Genomic DNA, 13,232 nt, shown 5'->3' with positions numbered 1-13,232 from the left:
CGCGCTCTACCGCGCGGAACGCCGTGACGTTTCGCCTCTGGAACAGCTTGTCGGCCCTTCGCGCAACGCGCGGACAGGCCTGACCAGGGTTTCCAGCGCTGCAACACCACGGCAGGCCGCGGGAGCGCTTGTCTTTAAGTTTTATAGGTGTTTCAGGGCCGGCAGCCGCGTCCGGACGAACCGGGGCAGCGCACGGGACATGTTCAGCGCGACGGTCCAAAAACCGACGGCGATGGCCGGGCAGGCCGGTGAGCCGCTAACATGGCCGCCCCGGGGGCGGTGGTCGCGCACTGTGCCGGAATCATCGGAAGTCAGGCTTCTGGCCAATCAACTTCCAACGAAATCAAACCCTTATCTCGCTCGCCGAGTGTAACAGAATAAAGAGCCAGATGACCGACCCCCAGTCCCCCCAGCCGCCTGCCGACCGTGTAGGCGTGCGCATTCTCAAAGTTCCGGAAGACCGTGCCGGGCAGCGGCTGGACAATTTCCTGCTCGGCCAGCTCAAGGGTGCGCCGCGCAGCCTGATCTACAAGCTGGTGCGCAGCGGTCAGGTGCGGGTGAATGGCGGCCGCGCCAAGGCCGAGCGCAAGCTCGAGGGTGGGGAAGAAGTCCGCATCCCGCCGGTGCGCGTCAATGAAGAGGGCGACAAGGCAGCGCCGCCGTCCGCGTTCATGGCCCGGCTGGAGGCGGCGATCGTGTTCGAAGACGCGCGCCTGCTGGCGCTCAACAAGCCGTCGGGCGTCGCCAGCCATGGCGGCAGCGGGATCAGCTTCGGCGCCATCGAAACCTTGCGCGCGTTACGCCCAAACCAGAGCTTGGAGCTGGTGCACCGGCTCGATCGCGACACCTCCGGCTTGCTGATCGTGGCCAAGAAGCGCTCTGCGCTGACCGAGATGCAGGCACTGATGCGCGAGGATGACCGCGTGCAGGGCCGCGGTATCACCAAGCGCTACCTGACCCTGTTGGTCGGGCGAATGCCGGACGGGGTGATGACGGTGGATGCGCCATTGCATATCGGCCTGCGCCAGGGCGGCGAGCGGCATGTGCAGGTGAACGCGATCGGCAAGCCATCGCTGAGCCACTTCAAGTTGCTGGAGCGACGCGGCGGGCACTCGTATTGCGAAGTCCGCATCGAGACCGGCCGCACCCATCAGATCCGTGTGCATGCCCAGCACCTGGGGCACCCGGTGGCGGGCGACGACAAGTACGGCGAGGCGGAGGTCAACAAGCGCCTGCGCGATCAGCTCGGCCTGAAGCGGTTGTTTCTGCACGCGGCGTCGCTTGAGTTCGCACTGGATGCCGGCAATGCGCCGTATGTGCTGAATGCGCCGCTGGCGCCGGAGCTGGCCGAAGCGCTGGACCGGCTGGGTCGCTAAACGAAGCCACCGCAGGCCACGTCAGCCTCAGGGTGTCGCAAAGCGGAACAGCACCAGGCTGATCGCCAAGGTGCCCATTCCGGCCACCAGGCCGTAGACGGTCTCATGGCCTTTCGCGTAGCGCTTGGCGGCGGGCAACAATTCATCCAGCGCCAGAAACACCATTACGCCAGAAATCAAGCCGAAGACAGTGCCGAAAACTGCCTCGGACAGCACATTGGACAAGGCCAGATAGCCGATGCCGGCACCGATCGGCTCGGCCAATCCGCTCAGCAGACTGGCGCCGAAGGCATAGAACTTGTTGCGCGTGGCGAAGTAAACCGGCACTGCAATCGCAATGCCTTCGGGAATGTTGTGGATGGCGATCGCGAACGCCAGCGGCATGCCGACTGCGGGGCTTTCCAGCGTCGCAAAAAACGTGGCCAGGCCTTCGGGGAAATTGTGCGCGGTGATCGCAATTGCCGTCATCAGGCCAACCCGACGGATGTAGGCGCGGTTGTCGTCGCGAAACTGCGGGTCGTCGCTGGACAGGCTCTGGTGCGGGTTGGGCACCAGGCGGTCGATCACCATGATCAGCAGCATGCCAGCCAAAAACGCCAAGGTGCCGAAGGTAAAGCCGAGCTTGTCGTTATAGGCGTTGGAGAACGAGGCGATCGACTTGTTGAGGATCTCCGATAGCGACACGTACACCATCGCGCCGCCAGCGAATGCCAGCCCGAATGCCAGCAAGCGCGGATTGGGCTTCTTGGAGAACACCACCATGAGGCTGCCGAGGCCGGTAGCGAGTCCGGCGGCCAGAGTGACCGCAAACGCGGTCCAGACGTTCTGTGATGACACTTCGAGCATGTGACGCGACGACCTCGTGGAATGGAACGCACTTCTGCGGGGAGCGTGGCGATTGCTGCGCGATAGGCGCACGGCCACCCTCGATTGCAGGATGGTCATGCCTGGATGACGAACGTGTGGTGCCTGGTGCGATGGGCAGAACGATTACGGACAAACAAACGAATGCGTTTGCTGCTGGAAACGGACATGCGCCATTCGCCTGTCCGTTTCCCCAGCGTCGCCTGTCTGGCGACGCGCTACCTTCGAGATTCCATCAACGCTCAGCCGCCGCGACGTGCGCGCTCTTCGATGGCGAAGCATTCGTCCGGACGCGGCACCGGCGGCTTGAACGCGACCGGCACCTGGATCGTCTGCGGCACCGGCTGCCCGTTGCGGGTGGCAGGCTTGAACTTCCATTCGCGCACGCGCGTTTGCGCGGCCTCGTCCAGCACCGGTTGACCGCTGCTTTGCGCCAGCGACACGTCGGTGGGGGTGCCTTCGGTACCGATCACGACTCTGAGCACGGAGGTGCCGCCGACACCGGCGCAGGCGAGTTGCGGCGAGTATTCCGGCGGCGGCGTCTTCAAGGCGGCCAGCTCGGTCGGTGCAACCGCTGGCGCGGACGCCTGCTGGGACGACTTGCCACACCCGCTGATGCCGACGGCAACGAATAGGCAGGCGAGGGCGGTGCGGTAACGGGTCATGCAGTGGCTCCCTGATCGTAGAGCTGCGCAGCCTTGGCCGCGCAGATGAAGTCGTTCTCGCTCAGCCCGCCGACGTCGTGGGTGGAATAGCGCACCACCACGCGGTCGTAATGCACGCCTAGATCGGGGTGATGGTCCTCACGGTGGGCAATCCAGGCCAGCGCGTTCACGAAGGCGAGGGTGCGGTAATAGTCGGCAAAGCGGAACGTGCGGGTGATCGACGTGCCCGCTTCGGCCAGCTCCCAGCCCGGCACCTGGGGGAACAGCTCGGCCAGGCGGGCTTCGCCAAGTTTGTGGTCGCTGCCTTTGCGCGGGAGGCAATGGGCCTGCTCCAGGGGAATCAGATCGGTCATGACGGTCTCGCAGGGGTGGCGGACAGCGCGCCCAGCGGGATCACGGTGTTCCATGAGCGCGGGCGCATTGAGCGGTAGAATAACCCGCATGATCCAGATATCCGACAAAGCCCAGACCTATTTCCGCAAGCTCATCGAACGCGAGGGCGTGCCCGGCATGGGCGTGCGCCTGAGCGCGGTGTATGCGGGTACCCCGCGCGCCGACGCCCGCCTCGAGTTCGCCGAACCGGCGGACCTGAGCGGCGACGAATGGGCGATCGACTGCGACGGCTTCACCTTATATATCGTCGCCGCCAGTGTGCCGTGGGTAGATGGCGCCGAGATCGACTACGTCACCCAGTCCACCGGCAACCAGCAGCTCACCATCAAGGCGCCCAAGATCAAGGGCGAAGCGCCGGCTGATTCGGCATCGATGGTGGAGCGTGTGCGCTGGGTGGTGGAGAACGAGATCAACCCGCAGCTGGCCTCGCACGGCGGCCGCGTGGCAGTGCAGGAGGTCTCGGCCGATGGTGTGGTGCTGCTGCGCTTCGGCGGCGGTTGCCACGGTTGCGGCATGGCCGATGTGACCTTGAAGCAGGGCATCGAGAAGACCTTGATGGGACGCGTGCCCGGCGTGATTGCGGTGCGCGACGCGACCGACCACGCCACCGGCGACGCGCCGTATATCCCGCGCGACAGCGCGGCCTGATTCCGCACCACCGGTGACAACGGCCGCCGATCTGCTGCAGGCACTGCGCGCGCGCATGCCGAGCAAGCTCATTCTGGATCGGCGCACTGGCCTGCCTTACGGATGGGCAACCTGGATGCGCAACCGCGACAGCGTGATTGCGCCGTTCGACCGCGGCCAGGTGACCGATGTGCTGCTGGCGCGGCCAGCGTTACCGCACGGCTTACAGACTGCTGCGCTGCTGTCTCCATTTCAGGCCTTTCGCAGCCTGTGGTGGCAACACTGGGAACCGCGCCGGAAAGACGAACGCCCGCTGCACTGGCTGGCGCTGCTCGGCAGTTTTCTGATCCACCTCGGTTTCATCGCCCTGTTGATCTGGGTGGTCAGCGTGCGCTGGGCGCCAGATGAAACCAAACAAGGTGACGAATCGCGCGTGCGCATGAGCTTCATCGGCGAAGGTGCGGCGGAGCAGGGCGGTGGTGAAGGGGAACCTGCTGCTGCGCAGGCGGCGTCGGGTGAAGCGTCTACAGCGTCGCAAGCAAATGCGGCGAGTGGTAATCCGACTGCTTCGGCAACGCCGACGTCGCCGCAAGCGACAGATTCAGTCGATCGCTCCAGTGCTGCCGAACCGCAGCAGGTCGCGCCCGAACCCGTGGCTGATGTCAGCGAGCCAACGACGCCGGATGTGCCGCAGGTGAGGGTGCAGGTGTCGCCGGTGACGATCGAATCGCCGCTGCAAGTGACCGAAACGCCAGTAGCCACCAACGACTTCGTGGTGCCGCCACCGCCCACGATCACCGTGGCTCCGCGCCCGATCGAGGCTGCAGCGCCTCAGATACAGGTGCGTCAGCGTGAGATTCAGACGGTGACCGAACAGCCGCAGTTGCGCGAATTGCAACGTCCGGCAACCAACGTTGCGGTGCGATCTGCCGATGCGCCAGCGGTTCGAGAACGCGAAATCGTCGTGCCGGATCAGCCTCAGATCGCTGCGCCGGTTGTGCGCAATCGCGAGCTCACGCCGACGGTTCGCATGCCGGAAATAGCGGTTCGAACGGCGGAGTTGCCGAGTGTGTCGGATCCGGCGCCGCAGCTTCAGCCGGCACCTGCGGTGCCTGCCCAATCGACCCCGACCATTCCGTCGCCGACAGCATCGGCCGCTAGCGCTGCGGCGCAGCCGACGCCTTCCACTGCGCCGTCCACACCATCGCAAGCGACCCAATCGCGATCCGAACAATCCACCAACGCGGCAGCAGCATCTTCATCCAGCAAACCTGCAACCAATAGCAACGCCGGCCCGCAGCTGGCTGATCGCAGCGGTGGCTGGGATGTGGCAACCAAGGCCGACGACTGGAGCAAATCCGACCGCAACCGTGACGGGAAAACGACCGGCGCCAATGGCCAACGCGACGGCATGTTCAACGCCGATGGCAGCGTGCGCGTTGCCGCCGGAACCGGCGATGCAGGCAACGGCGCGGGCGAACGCGGGCCGCCAGGCAGCGACACCGACACCTGGACCCGCGACCAGATCGCCCAGGGCGGTACCTGGCTCAAACGTCCGCCATACGGCTACACGCCGACCTCGCTGGACAAGTACTGGATGCCGAACCAGTCGCTACTGCAGGAATGGGTGCGCCGCGGCCTGAAGAAGATCGAGATCCCGATCCCGGGAACGACCACCAAGATCAGCTGCGTGGTGTCGCTGCTGCAGTTCGGCGGCGGCTGCGGCCTGAGCAACCCGAATCTCAACGACCAACCAGCGACCGCAAGACCGCCGCCGGATGTGCCGTTCAAGCGGGAGTTGCAGGAGGATAGGGGAGCAGTGGGCCGTGGCGGGAACTGAATTTTGTTACCAATCGCTGCATTGTCTGACTAAGTTGCGAGAGAACTCAGCGATGCACGCCCGTGACTAGTGGTGGCCGGGAGTTTTTGAAGTGGATTGCTGTCCTCTTCATGACAGGTGACCACGCATCGAAAATCTTGCACCTTGGCTACGTTCCAGTCATCACAGAACTGGGCAGGATCGCCTTTCCACTCTTCGCGCTCATCCTGGCGTACAACCTTGCGCAACCCAGAACCGACATCGAGAAGTCGGTAAAACGCCTGTTTTTTTGGGGTATTGTCGCCGCACCCATTGCGGCCATAGCGTTCCAGAACGTGCTGCCGCTCAACGTTCTCTTGTCGTTTTCGCTGGCTGCAACCTGCATTTTGGCAATCGAGCGTCGTCAGTGGGTATTCCTGGCAATTTGCAGCGTGCCGGCCCCGTTTTTCGTGGACTATCAATGGAGCGGCCTGGCAGTGGTTTTAGGCGCGTGGACATTCTGGCGGAACCCACGTCAATGGGGGCTACAACCAGGTGTCGCCGCGATGTTGTTGCTTGTGCTGCCAGCACTATCCTTGTACGTCGTCAACCACAACTTCTGGGCGCTGCTCGCTCTACCACTAATCGCAGTAGGGCGAATGCCGTTACCAGTTCCGCGCACGCACAGGATGTTCTATTTCTACTATGTGACCCATCTGGCGTTCTGGGCGGGAATTTCTTACGTAGCGATCTAAATTTTACATAATATACAGACTATGCGCGGTCGGGACGTGCAAGTTATTGATATTAATCGGGTTTGTCCGACCCGTCGCCGGTATCATGCCGATGGCCAGAACCATCGCCCCGATCACCGTAGTGACCGGGGACAGTCTGTCCCACACTGCACTCCACATCCGATGTTCCTCTGGCGAACTCTCCTGTTCGGCCAGCACCTGAACAGCCAGCGCAGGATCTGCCTGAGCCATATCGATAATTTTCGCGAGCTCCGTTTGCGAGATCCTCGCCCCGTTTCTCCATCGCGAAACCGCCATTCGGCTCAGACCGAGCTCCTGCGATAACGAATAGTCGCTATCGCGAGGACATGCCTTGCGCGCTTTGTCAAGCAATTTATTTAGCGTGGTCATGTAACGTTCTGATTGACATGGGTGTATCCCCTGAGTTTACATGCGCCCTGATGTAACGGAATTCGTTACATCCCCGCCCCCCGGTACCCCCCGGGGGTCACGGGTCAGGGTAGGGTAGCGGCCGCTCTAGCGAGTGGCCTCGAAGCGACAGCAACAGGGGACATTTCGTGACGCATCACTTTATTCTGACCGGCTTGCTGGTGCTGATCGCCTGCGCATACCTGCGTGGCGTCGTCGGCTATGTCCGTTACACCCGCCAGCGTCGTTTCGACCTGGTCGATTCCAATTACCGCTCAGCCTGCCTGGTTGCGAATGCCAAGCGCGATGCTCGCATTTTTCGCCAGCGCGAAGAGGACCGCATTGCCGCCGCTGACTATCTCGACCCGTACATCGTGGCTGCTGAGCTACGTGCGGAACGTCTTGCCGACGCCACGATGTGTGAAGCCGAGTGGGCGCTATGAGCCGCGACCTGGTCGAAATCCCCGGCATGAAATTGCACACCCTGTTTGACCTGGTCAGCTGGTCGCGTGAGTGCGGCAACGCCGACCTGGTCGAAACCTACGAGCTCATGATCGAGCAGCGCATCCAGCTGATCGGCAACACCCCGGCGGTGGCTCTGTGACGCTCCTGGTGGCTCCTTGCGTACCCTTTTCACCGGCGCAGCTGTGCAATCGGCCGGCGCACCCGGTTGGCCCGAGCAGTAACACGGGCCAAAAGTCTCACACCCTCGAAGGTCTCTCGAAGCCGATCATCGATTTCTGCACCTTGGTTTTTGACTCTGACAAGGCGGTCAATTTCTTCAAGCGCATGAACGCCCAGCAGATGGTGGCCTACGTGTTCGGCACCTCCGCCAGCATCGTGGCTGGCCCCCTGCAGGAGCGCCTTTGGAACTTTAACTACCACCGTAGCGCCATGCTGATCGATGAGACCTCGAGCGTCTGTGGCCGCATTGGTGTGGCAGACACCGGCGAGGTCTGCATCAGCCTGACAGGGCAGGGGTGCAGCCATGTCACCAGCTGGCCGTATGCCGAGCGCATCGCCCAGGATCTGGGTGGCCACCTCACTCGCGTCGATATCGCCATCGATGACCACACCGGCAAGTGGTTTGACGTGGAGCAGTTCCGCGACGCCTACCACGAAGGGCTGTTCACCAATAACGGCCGTCCTCCGCACGCTAAGCACATCAGCGATGAGGGCAACAACAAGGGCTGCACGTTCTATGTCGGCCAGAAAGGCCACAAAGAGCTATGCATCTACGAGAAGGGCAAGCAGCTCGGCGACCCGGAAAGTGATTGGACACGATGCGAATTGCGTCTCTACGCCAAGCGCATTGATCTGCCCCTCGGCGCATTGGTCGATCCCGGCAAATATTTCGCCAGTTCCTACACGGTCTTGGCCGACCTGGTCATCGGTGAGCTGACTCGCCTGCAGCTGAAAGAACGCATGGTTAATCCGTCCGTCAAAGCCATGATCGATTTCATTGATACGCAAGCAGGCAGCGCCCTCCGTGTTCTCTGGAATGCCCTCAAAACACGCGGTGTTGAATATGCCGAGTCTGTGCTCGATCAGTACCTATCGCACGACGGTGTACCTGGGCGTTTCAAGAACCTGCAGCAGCTGGATCTAGAGGTCCGCATCGTCAACCAGTTGGACGAGCTATTCCCTGATTGCGCCTAACAAATTAGCTGCACGTCGCTATGGCCACCGACGTGTGTAACAGCAAATGTGGTCAAGCAAATCACCCGGATTGTCGGGATCAATCAAACCTAAAAAGGGTTACACCATGAGCGGAATCAAAGTCACCGTGTTGAGTGCGCAGGTCGAAGAGCGCGAAGGGACCTTCGTCGATGACGCAGGCAAAGAACGTAAGTACACCACGCGCAAGCAGAAGTGCCGTATCGAAGCCGGTGGCTTTGCTTACCCGTATGAGGCGCGTTTGGAAGAGGGCGAGAAGGGGTATTTGCCTGGTGATTACGACCTCGATGTGGATTCGATGTTGCAGGTCAACAAGGGCAACATCCAGCTCGGCAAGTTCGCCAAGCTCAAGTCCCGCCAGGCCACGTCTGCACGCGCTGCTGCGTGATCCGTGGCAAAGGTACTGACCTGCACGCAGTACAACGATTCAACGCAGCAATGCGAGGTCCAGGCATGGGTTGACCAATCCGACTGGACCACACCACTACCGACAATCGAACAGGCCGCGCTTGTCGGTGGAGCTTACTTCGTCGGCCTGATGACCCTTGCAGTCATCAAAGGACTGCTCAACCCAAAATCCATAGAGGAATAGCATCAATGGACAAGAACATTTCGACCATCGTCACCAAGGCCAAGTCGGCCGCTTCCAACGCGAAGACCGCCGCAGTTGTCGGTAGCACCGCTCTGATGGCAATGCCCGGTTTCGCTTTCGCCTCCGGTGGTGGCGGCGACTTCGACGGCGGCGAGATTGTCAGCAAGGTGGTCACCTACACGGCCATCGGCGTGACCATCCTGGCCGCATTCGCCCTGGGCCGCTGGACGCTGCGCGCACTCGGCCTGATCGGCGGTAAGTGAGCCAATCAGTCGCATAGCAGGGGAGGGGAAACCCTCCCTTTTTCAATTGGGTGATGCAATGGAAGGTCTGATCGTGTTGGCGTTTCTCATCCATGCCGCGCACGTGTGCGCTACGGGCTGGAACTGATGCGGTGGTTCGCGCGCTATTTCGCACGCGCCGTGGTCCGGCGCATCGCATATGTGGTCGTCGCACTGCTATTTGCTGCGCTGTCTCAGTGTGCGCATGCACAGCAAGCTATCGGCCAGGACGAAGGCGAGGCATACATGCTCTGTCTCGGCCTCAATCCCGATGCGACGTGTACGAAGGATCCCGTTATGGCCGCGGGCATGTACTGGTTTCAGTGCACGTTTCCGTGGGGTGGTGGCTCTGGTCCGCCTAATACCGGTTGTGGCTCAACTGCTTATCCCGACGGTAAAGATTGCAGCACTCGGCCGGGCAACCTTGCCGATTCCAAAGACTTCCATTCCGCCGACTACATGACGTGCGTAGGTAGTTGCAAAGTCGGTGGTGAGTGGGGCAGCTCAACTATGGGCGGCGTGAGTGTGGTCACGATGACCAGCCGCTATTACACCGGTGATGTGTGCAAGCGAACAAAGCCAACTAACGATCCTGTTGGCGAGAAAGCTGAGGCAGCTAAGCCGTCACCTCCCGAATGCGTTGCTCTTGGCAGCGGGCAAACTGGCTGCGTGAAGTCCAACGGTGAGTATTGTGCCACCGCGTCCAGCGGGAAGACATTCTGTTGGTCGCCTGCTGAAACAGGCAAAAAAACCGATGGTGCTGATGCGCAAGTCAAGTCGCCTAAGGGCGAGCCTGTTACGCCTCCTAATGTCACCGTTGAAAATCCAGATTGGCAGCGAAAGGAGGGGCATCAGCAGACCGCGTGTGTCAATGACACATGCAAGACTTATAACGTCACCAACTACACCAGTGTGCCCGCTGGCACCTCTAAGAATGGCTCCGGCGATAACGCCGCTGATGGGTCTGGCAATTCGTCAGGCAATGGCACCCCTGGCAAGGGTGATGGCGGTAAAGACGATGACGGCAAAGAGGACAGCGCTACTGAGAGCGGAAATTGCGATGCTCCGCCTATCTGCGTGGGTGACACCTTGAAGTGCTTGCAGTTGAAATTTACGTGGAAAATTGATTGCAATACGCAGGGTAGTCAGATCACCAAGGGTGATGGCTGCGGTGAGGGTGATGTGCCCGTTTGTGCCGGTAAGTCATGCAAAGCTGAGGCGTATTCCCAAGTCTTACAGCAGTGGAAGCAGCGTTGCGCCGTTGAGGCTATGGGGCAGGGCATGGCTACTCGCGCTGCTGGTATTAGTAATGGCGATGATGCTGGAGTTGTTGAAGGAATTTGGGTTGGTCAAGCTGGTGGCAGCGGGCTAACGCTTCGCCAGGACCTTGTGAATGTTGGCGGTGGTGGCAATGCTCGCTTGCTTCCCGATGTCGAGATTGAGGGCCACGCCTGGACAGTGCCGCAAGGCTTTTACGACGCAATTTCCGCAGTCAAGTTGGTCATCATTGCCATGTGCACAGTGATTGCGATGTTCGTGGTTGGGAGGAACATCTGATGTTTGATTGGGCACGTGATTTCGCCAACAATTTTTTCGAGAACGCCGCCGATGCGGTGCACAAGCTCGTCAAGCTCAAGGCAGCCATTTGGCTGGGTCGGCTTCTTTCCGCTGTCGGGTTGACCTTCGTAGCGCAGCACTTCATCTATAACCCGATTATCGAATACGCGCAGAACGCTTGGTCATCCGTGCCTGCCGGCATCGCTGCATGGGTGCATGCATTGGGCATCGATGCAGGCGTGTCGATCATCCTCAGTGCCTACGGTATTCGCGGCGCAGAGCGCATGTTTATTCAACGTAGGAACCAAGCCACATGATCGGCGACACCGCCTCTATTTCACTGCTCACCGGCTTGCCAGGATCTGGCAAGAGCTTGCGCATTATTCAGGCGATTCGGTATCTCATGGACAAGGGTGCGCACGTTTACGTGTGCAATATCGACGGCATCTCTGTGCCCGGCACCACTCCATGGGCGGATCCACACAAGTGGCAAGATCTACCGGCTGGGTCCATTCTCTTCGTTGATGAGGCGCAGCATTTTTTCCCGGCGCGGCGCGGCGGTGATCCGGTTGAAACGATCAAGGCCATGTCCACGATTCGACACGATGGCGTGCGCCTGGTGCTTGCCACGCAGCAGCCTAACTACCTCGATACGTATCTGCGTGGATTGGTCGGCTATCACGAACACCTGCTGCGTCAGAGCGGCAAGCAGAAGACCTTTATTTTCCGTAATAGCCAGATCATCGAAGAGGTGCGTTCGCCGTTGCCGCGCATCAAAAAGCTATACGACTACGAAGTGTGGAAGCAGCCAACAGAGTGCTTCAAGTTCTACAAGTCGGCTGAGGTTCACACGATGAAGTATCAGATGCCGGCGTTGGTGAAGAAGGCATTGATGATTCTGCCTGTTGTCGCCATTCTCGCTTGCGGTGCGTGGTACGCCGTCTACCGCGACACGATGTTCGCGAAGAAAGCAGACGCTGCGCCCGCCAATAAGACGGCCCCCTCGGGGCCGTCGCTGGCGGGCACTGCGTCTGCGGGTGGACCAGCTCGCCCCAAGGTTGTCAGCGCTGAAGACTACGTTGGCCAACTACAGCCCTTGGTTGCAGATGTGCCATGGTCCGCACCTGCTTATGTGGATCGTGCTGTGGTCTCCGATCCGCACATGTATTGCATGTCAACGCACAACAGCTGTCGGTGTGTGACCGAGCAGAATACTCGCGTGGCGATGCGCGATGACGTCTGTCGCGATATCGCTAGGTGGGGCGAACCTTACAACCCGTACAAGCCGCCGCACAACGTCGCACAGGCGCAGCAATCAGCAGCGCCGGCCCAAGCCGATCAGCCTAAGCCGCAAGAGGTTGAGCAGAGCGGGGCGGTTAGCACTGCATTGCCCAAGGGCACACGTGCGCTCGGCACGTTTCCAGAGTCGCCTGGCTACCAAATCAACAGTTACACCGCGCCGACAACACGGGATCTGTGATGAGCAGCAGCACACGAGAATTACTGAAGTGGGTCGCCCTCATCTGCATGACGTTTGATCATGTGGCCAAGGTGTTTTATTCCGGATACGTGCCTGTGTTGTCTGAGCTCGGTCGTATCGCGTTCCCGCTGTTTGCACTTGTCATGGCCTACAACCTTGCGCAGCCTGGAGCTGACGTGGCCAAGTCGGTGCGCCGGCTTGTGGCCTGGGGCGTGCTCGCTCAGCCATTTCACGCATGGGCGTTCGGCTACTGGGTGCCCGTCAACGTGCTGTTGGCGTTCGCCCTGGCTGCTGCGCTGGTGTGGTGCATCCAGCGGCGCCAATGGCTGCTGGCGGTGCTTTGCGCGTGTCCTGCGCCGTTGCTGGTGGATTACCAGTGGACGGGCGTGGCGTTGGTGGTAGCGGCCTGGGCCTATTACGCCAAGGTCATGCGTACACCGTTGCCTGTTGTTGCCGCATTGCTCGCTTTATGCTGGTTCAACGGCAGCCTGTGGGCGCTTCTTGCCATTCCTGTCATTGCCCTTGGCGAAGTCGCTGGCAAAGCCTGCGGCGCTGTCCCGCGCACTCGGTGGGGGTTCTATGCCTACTACGTTGGCCACCTTGCGCTGTTGGCAGTCGTGGCGCTCAGGCCGGCTATTTCGTGACGCGTCACATAATCACAAGTCATTAGATTTTCGTGACGCGTCACGATAATATAGATGCATCAAGTCAAGGGGCACGGCAATGGATCAGGAAACGCTTTTCTACATCCTCGGCGCG

The 13,232-nt window shown here is 60.7% G+C and carries 18 protein-coding genes; 14 read left to right on the top strand and 4 right to left on the bottom strand.

Going from position 1 to position 13,232, the window contains the following annotated elements:
• Positions 1-389 precede the first annotated feature (389 nt).
• Positions 390-1,376 carry an RluA family pseudouridine synthase gene (locus AC1KVG_RS01550; RefSeq protein ID WP_481093294.1) on the top strand — a complete coding sequence of 329 codons (987 nt, stop codon included), beginning with the start codon at positions 390-392 and terminating at the stop codon, positions 1,374-1,376.
• Positions 1,377-1,403: 27 nt separating this feature from the next.
• Here the strand turns inward: AC1KVG_RS01550 and zupT are convergent, their stop codons facing one another.
• The 3 genes from zupT to AC1KVG_RS01535 form a co-directional block, all read right to left on the bottom strand.
• Entirely contained in the window at positions 1,404-2,222 is an 819-nt protein-coding gene (gene zupT, locus AC1KVG_RS01545) for a zinc transporter ZupT (RefSeq protein WP_176340719.1), read from the bottom strand.
• Between the two features lie 260 nt (positions 2,223-2,482).
• A complete protein-coding gene (locus AC1KVG_RS01540) occupies positions 2,483-2,905 on the bottom strand; it encodes an energy transducer TonB (protein WP_023904058.1) in 423 nt (140 codons plus the stop codon).
• Complete coding sequence (locus AC1KVG_RS01535) at positions 2,902-3,258, bottom strand: 4a-hydroxytetrahydrobiopterin dehydratase (RefSeq protein WP_481093293.1); 357 nt, start codon at positions 3,256-3,258, stop codon at positions 2,902-2,904. Before AC1KVG_RS01535 ends, AC1KVG_RS01540 begins: the two co-directional genes overlap by 4 nt.
• Before the next feature lie 88 nt (positions 3,259-3,346).
• On the opposite strand from AC1KVG_RS01535, the gene AC1KVG_RS01530 reads away from it, so the two are divergent.
• The 3 genes from AC1KVG_RS01530 (at position 3,347) to AC1KVG_RS01520 (ending at position 6,478) form a co-directional block, all read left to right on the top strand.
• The gene (locus AC1KVG_RS01530; protein ID WP_481093292.1) at positions 3,347-3,946 is read left to right on the top strand and encodes an NfuA family Fe-S biogenesis protein; all 600 of its coding nucleotides are present in this window, start codon (positions 3,347-3,349) and stop codon (positions 3,944-3,946) included.
• Positions 3,947-3,959: 13 nt separating this feature from the next.
• Positions 3,960-5,765 (top strand): transmembrane repetitive protein, encoded by a 1,806-nt coding sequence (locus AC1KVG_RS01525; RefSeq protein WP_481093291.1) that lies wholly within the window; start codon positions 3,960-3,962, stop codon positions 5,763-5,765.
• A gap of 62 nt (positions 5,766-5,827) precedes the next feature.
• Positions 5,828-6,478, top strand: coding sequence for a TraX family protein (locus tag AC1KVG_RS01520; RefSeq protein ID WP_481093290.1), 651 nt, complete (start codon positions 5,828-5,830; stop codon positions 6,476-6,478).
• 3 nt (positions 6,479-6,481) lie between these two features.
• Here the strand turns inward: AC1KVG_RS01520 and AC1KVG_RS01515 are convergent, their stop codons facing one another.
• Positions 6,482-6,868 carry a DUF3693 domain-containing protein gene (locus AC1KVG_RS01515; protein WP_481093289.1) on the bottom strand — a complete coding sequence of 129 codons (387 nt, stop codon included), beginning with the start codon at positions 6,866-6,868 and terminating at the stop codon, positions 6,482-6,484.
• Between the two features lie 167 nt (positions 6,869-7,035).
• On the opposite strand from AC1KVG_RS01515, the gene AC1KVG_RS01510 reads away from it, so the two are divergent.
• The 10 genes from AC1KVG_RS01510 (at position 7,036) to AC1KVG_RS01465 (ending at position 13,117) form a co-directional block, all read left to right on the top strand.
• A complete protein-coding gene (locus tag AC1KVG_RS01510) occupies positions 7,036-7,329 on the top strand; it encodes a hypothetical protein (RefSeq protein ID WP_481093288.1) in 294 nt (97 codons plus the stop codon).
• On the top strand, positions 7,326-7,490 hold the full coding sequence (locus AC1KVG_RS01505; protein ID WP_481093287.1) for a hypothetical protein: 165 nt from the start codon (positions 7,326-7,328) through the stop codon (positions 7,488-7,490). Before AC1KVG_RS01510 ends, AC1KVG_RS01505 begins: the two co-directional genes overlap by 4 nt.
• On the top strand, positions 7,487-8,545 hold the full coding sequence (locus AC1KVG_RS01500; RefSeq protein ID WP_481093286.1) for a replication initiation factor domain-containing protein: 1,059 nt from the start codon (positions 7,487-7,489) through the stop codon (positions 8,543-8,545). The genes AC1KVG_RS01505 and AC1KVG_RS01500 overlap by 4 nt, the downstream gene beginning before the upstream one ends.
• Before the next feature lie 106 nt (positions 8,546-8,651).
• The gene (locus AC1KVG_RS01495) at positions 8,652-8,951 is read left to right on the top strand and encodes a single-stranded DNA-binding protein (RefSeq protein ID WP_481093285.1); all 300 of its coding nucleotides are present in this window, start codon (positions 8,652-8,654) and stop codon (positions 8,949-8,951) included.
• Between the two features lie 3 nt (positions 8,952-8,954).
• Entirely contained in the window at positions 8,955-9,155 is a 201-nt protein-coding gene (locus AC1KVG_RS01490; protein ID WP_116902295.1) for a hypothetical protein, read from the top strand.
• Positions 9,156-9,160: 5 nt separating this feature from the next.
• Positions 9,161-9,418, top strand: coding sequence for a hypothetical protein (locus AC1KVG_RS01485; RefSeq protein ID WP_481093284.1), 258 nt, complete (start codon positions 9,161-9,163; stop codon positions 9,416-9,418).
• Between the two features lie 105 nt (positions 9,419-9,523).
• The gene (locus AC1KVG_RS01480; protein ID WP_481093283.1) at positions 9,524-10,993 is read left to right on the top strand and encodes an A coat protein; all 1,470 of its coding nucleotides are present in this window, start codon (positions 9,524-9,526) and stop codon (positions 10,991-10,993) included.
• Positions 10,993-11,310 (top strand): DUF2523 family protein, encoded by a 318-nt coding sequence (locus AC1KVG_RS01475; RefSeq protein WP_481093282.1) that lies wholly within the window; start codon positions 10,993-10,995, stop codon positions 11,308-11,310. Before AC1KVG_RS01480 ends, AC1KVG_RS01475 begins: the two co-directional genes overlap by 1 nt.
• Complete coding sequence (locus AC1KVG_RS01470) at positions 11,307-12,473, top strand: zonular occludens toxin domain-containing protein (protein WP_481093281.1); 1,167 nt, start codon at positions 11,307-11,309, stop codon at positions 12,471-12,473. Before AC1KVG_RS01475 ends, AC1KVG_RS01470 begins: the two co-directional genes overlap by 4 nt.
• Complete coding sequence (locus AC1KVG_RS01465; RefSeq protein WP_481093280.1) at positions 12,473-13,117, top strand: TraX family protein; 645 nt, start codon at positions 12,473-12,475, stop codon at positions 13,115-13,117. The genes AC1KVG_RS01470 and AC1KVG_RS01465 overlap by 1 nt, the downstream gene beginning before the upstream one ends.
• The last annotated feature ends 115 nt before the right edge of the window (positions 13,118-13,232 follow it).

The sequence above is a fragment of the Xanthomonas sp. NCPPB 3959 genome, from assembly GCF_056675575.1.
The sequence above is the reverse complement of the archived record's forward strand: the minus strand, read 5'-3'. Positions and strand labels throughout refer to the sequence as shown.

Coding starts and splice junctions, on each gene's coding strand:
- AC1KVG_RS01550 (WP_481093294.1), top strand. CDS start 390: ATGACCGACCCCCAGTCCCCCCAGCCGCCTGCCGACCGTGTAGGCGTG.
- zupT (WP_176340719.1), bottom strand. CDS start 2,222: ATGCTCGAAGTGTCATCACAGAACGTCTGGACCGCGTTTGCGGTCACT.
- AC1KVG_RS01540 (WP_023904058.1), bottom strand. CDS start 2,905: ATGACCCGTTACCGCACCGCCCTCGCCTGCCTATTCGTTGCCGTCGGC.
- AC1KVG_RS01535 (WP_481093293.1), bottom strand. CDS start 3,258: ATGACCGATCTGATTCCCCTGGAGCAGGCCCATTGCCTCCCGCGCAAA.
- AC1KVG_RS01530 (WP_481093292.1), top strand. CDS start 3,347: ATGATCCAGATATCCGACAAAGCCCAGACCTATTTCCGCAAGCTCATC.
- AC1KVG_RS01515 (WP_481093289.1), bottom strand. CDS start 6,868: ATGACCACGCTAAATAAATTGCTTGACAAAGCGCGCAAGGCATGTCCT.
- AC1KVG_RS01505 (WP_481093287.1), top strand. CDS start 7,326: ATGAGCCGCGACCTGGTCGAAATCCCCGGCATGAAATTGCACACCCTG.
- AC1KVG_RS01495 (WP_481093285.1), top strand. CDS start 8,652: ATGAGCGGAATCAAAGTCACCGTGTTGAGTGCGCAGGTCGAAGAGCGC.
- AC1KVG_RS01485 (WP_481093284.1), top strand. CDS start 9,161: ATGGACAAGAACATTTCGACCATCGTCACCAAGGCCAAGTCGGCCGCT.
- AC1KVG_RS01475 (WP_481093282.1), top strand. CDS start 10,993: ATGTTTGATTGGGCACGTGATTTCGCCAACAATTTTTTCGAGAACGCC.
- AC1KVG_RS01470 (WP_481093281.1), top strand. CDS start 11,307: ATGATCGGCGACACCGCCTCTATTTCACTGCTCACCGGCTTGCCAGGA.
- AC1KVG_RS01465 (WP_481093280.1), top strand. CDS start 12,473: ATGAGCAGCAGCACACGAGAATTACTGAAGTGGGTCGCCCTCATCTGC.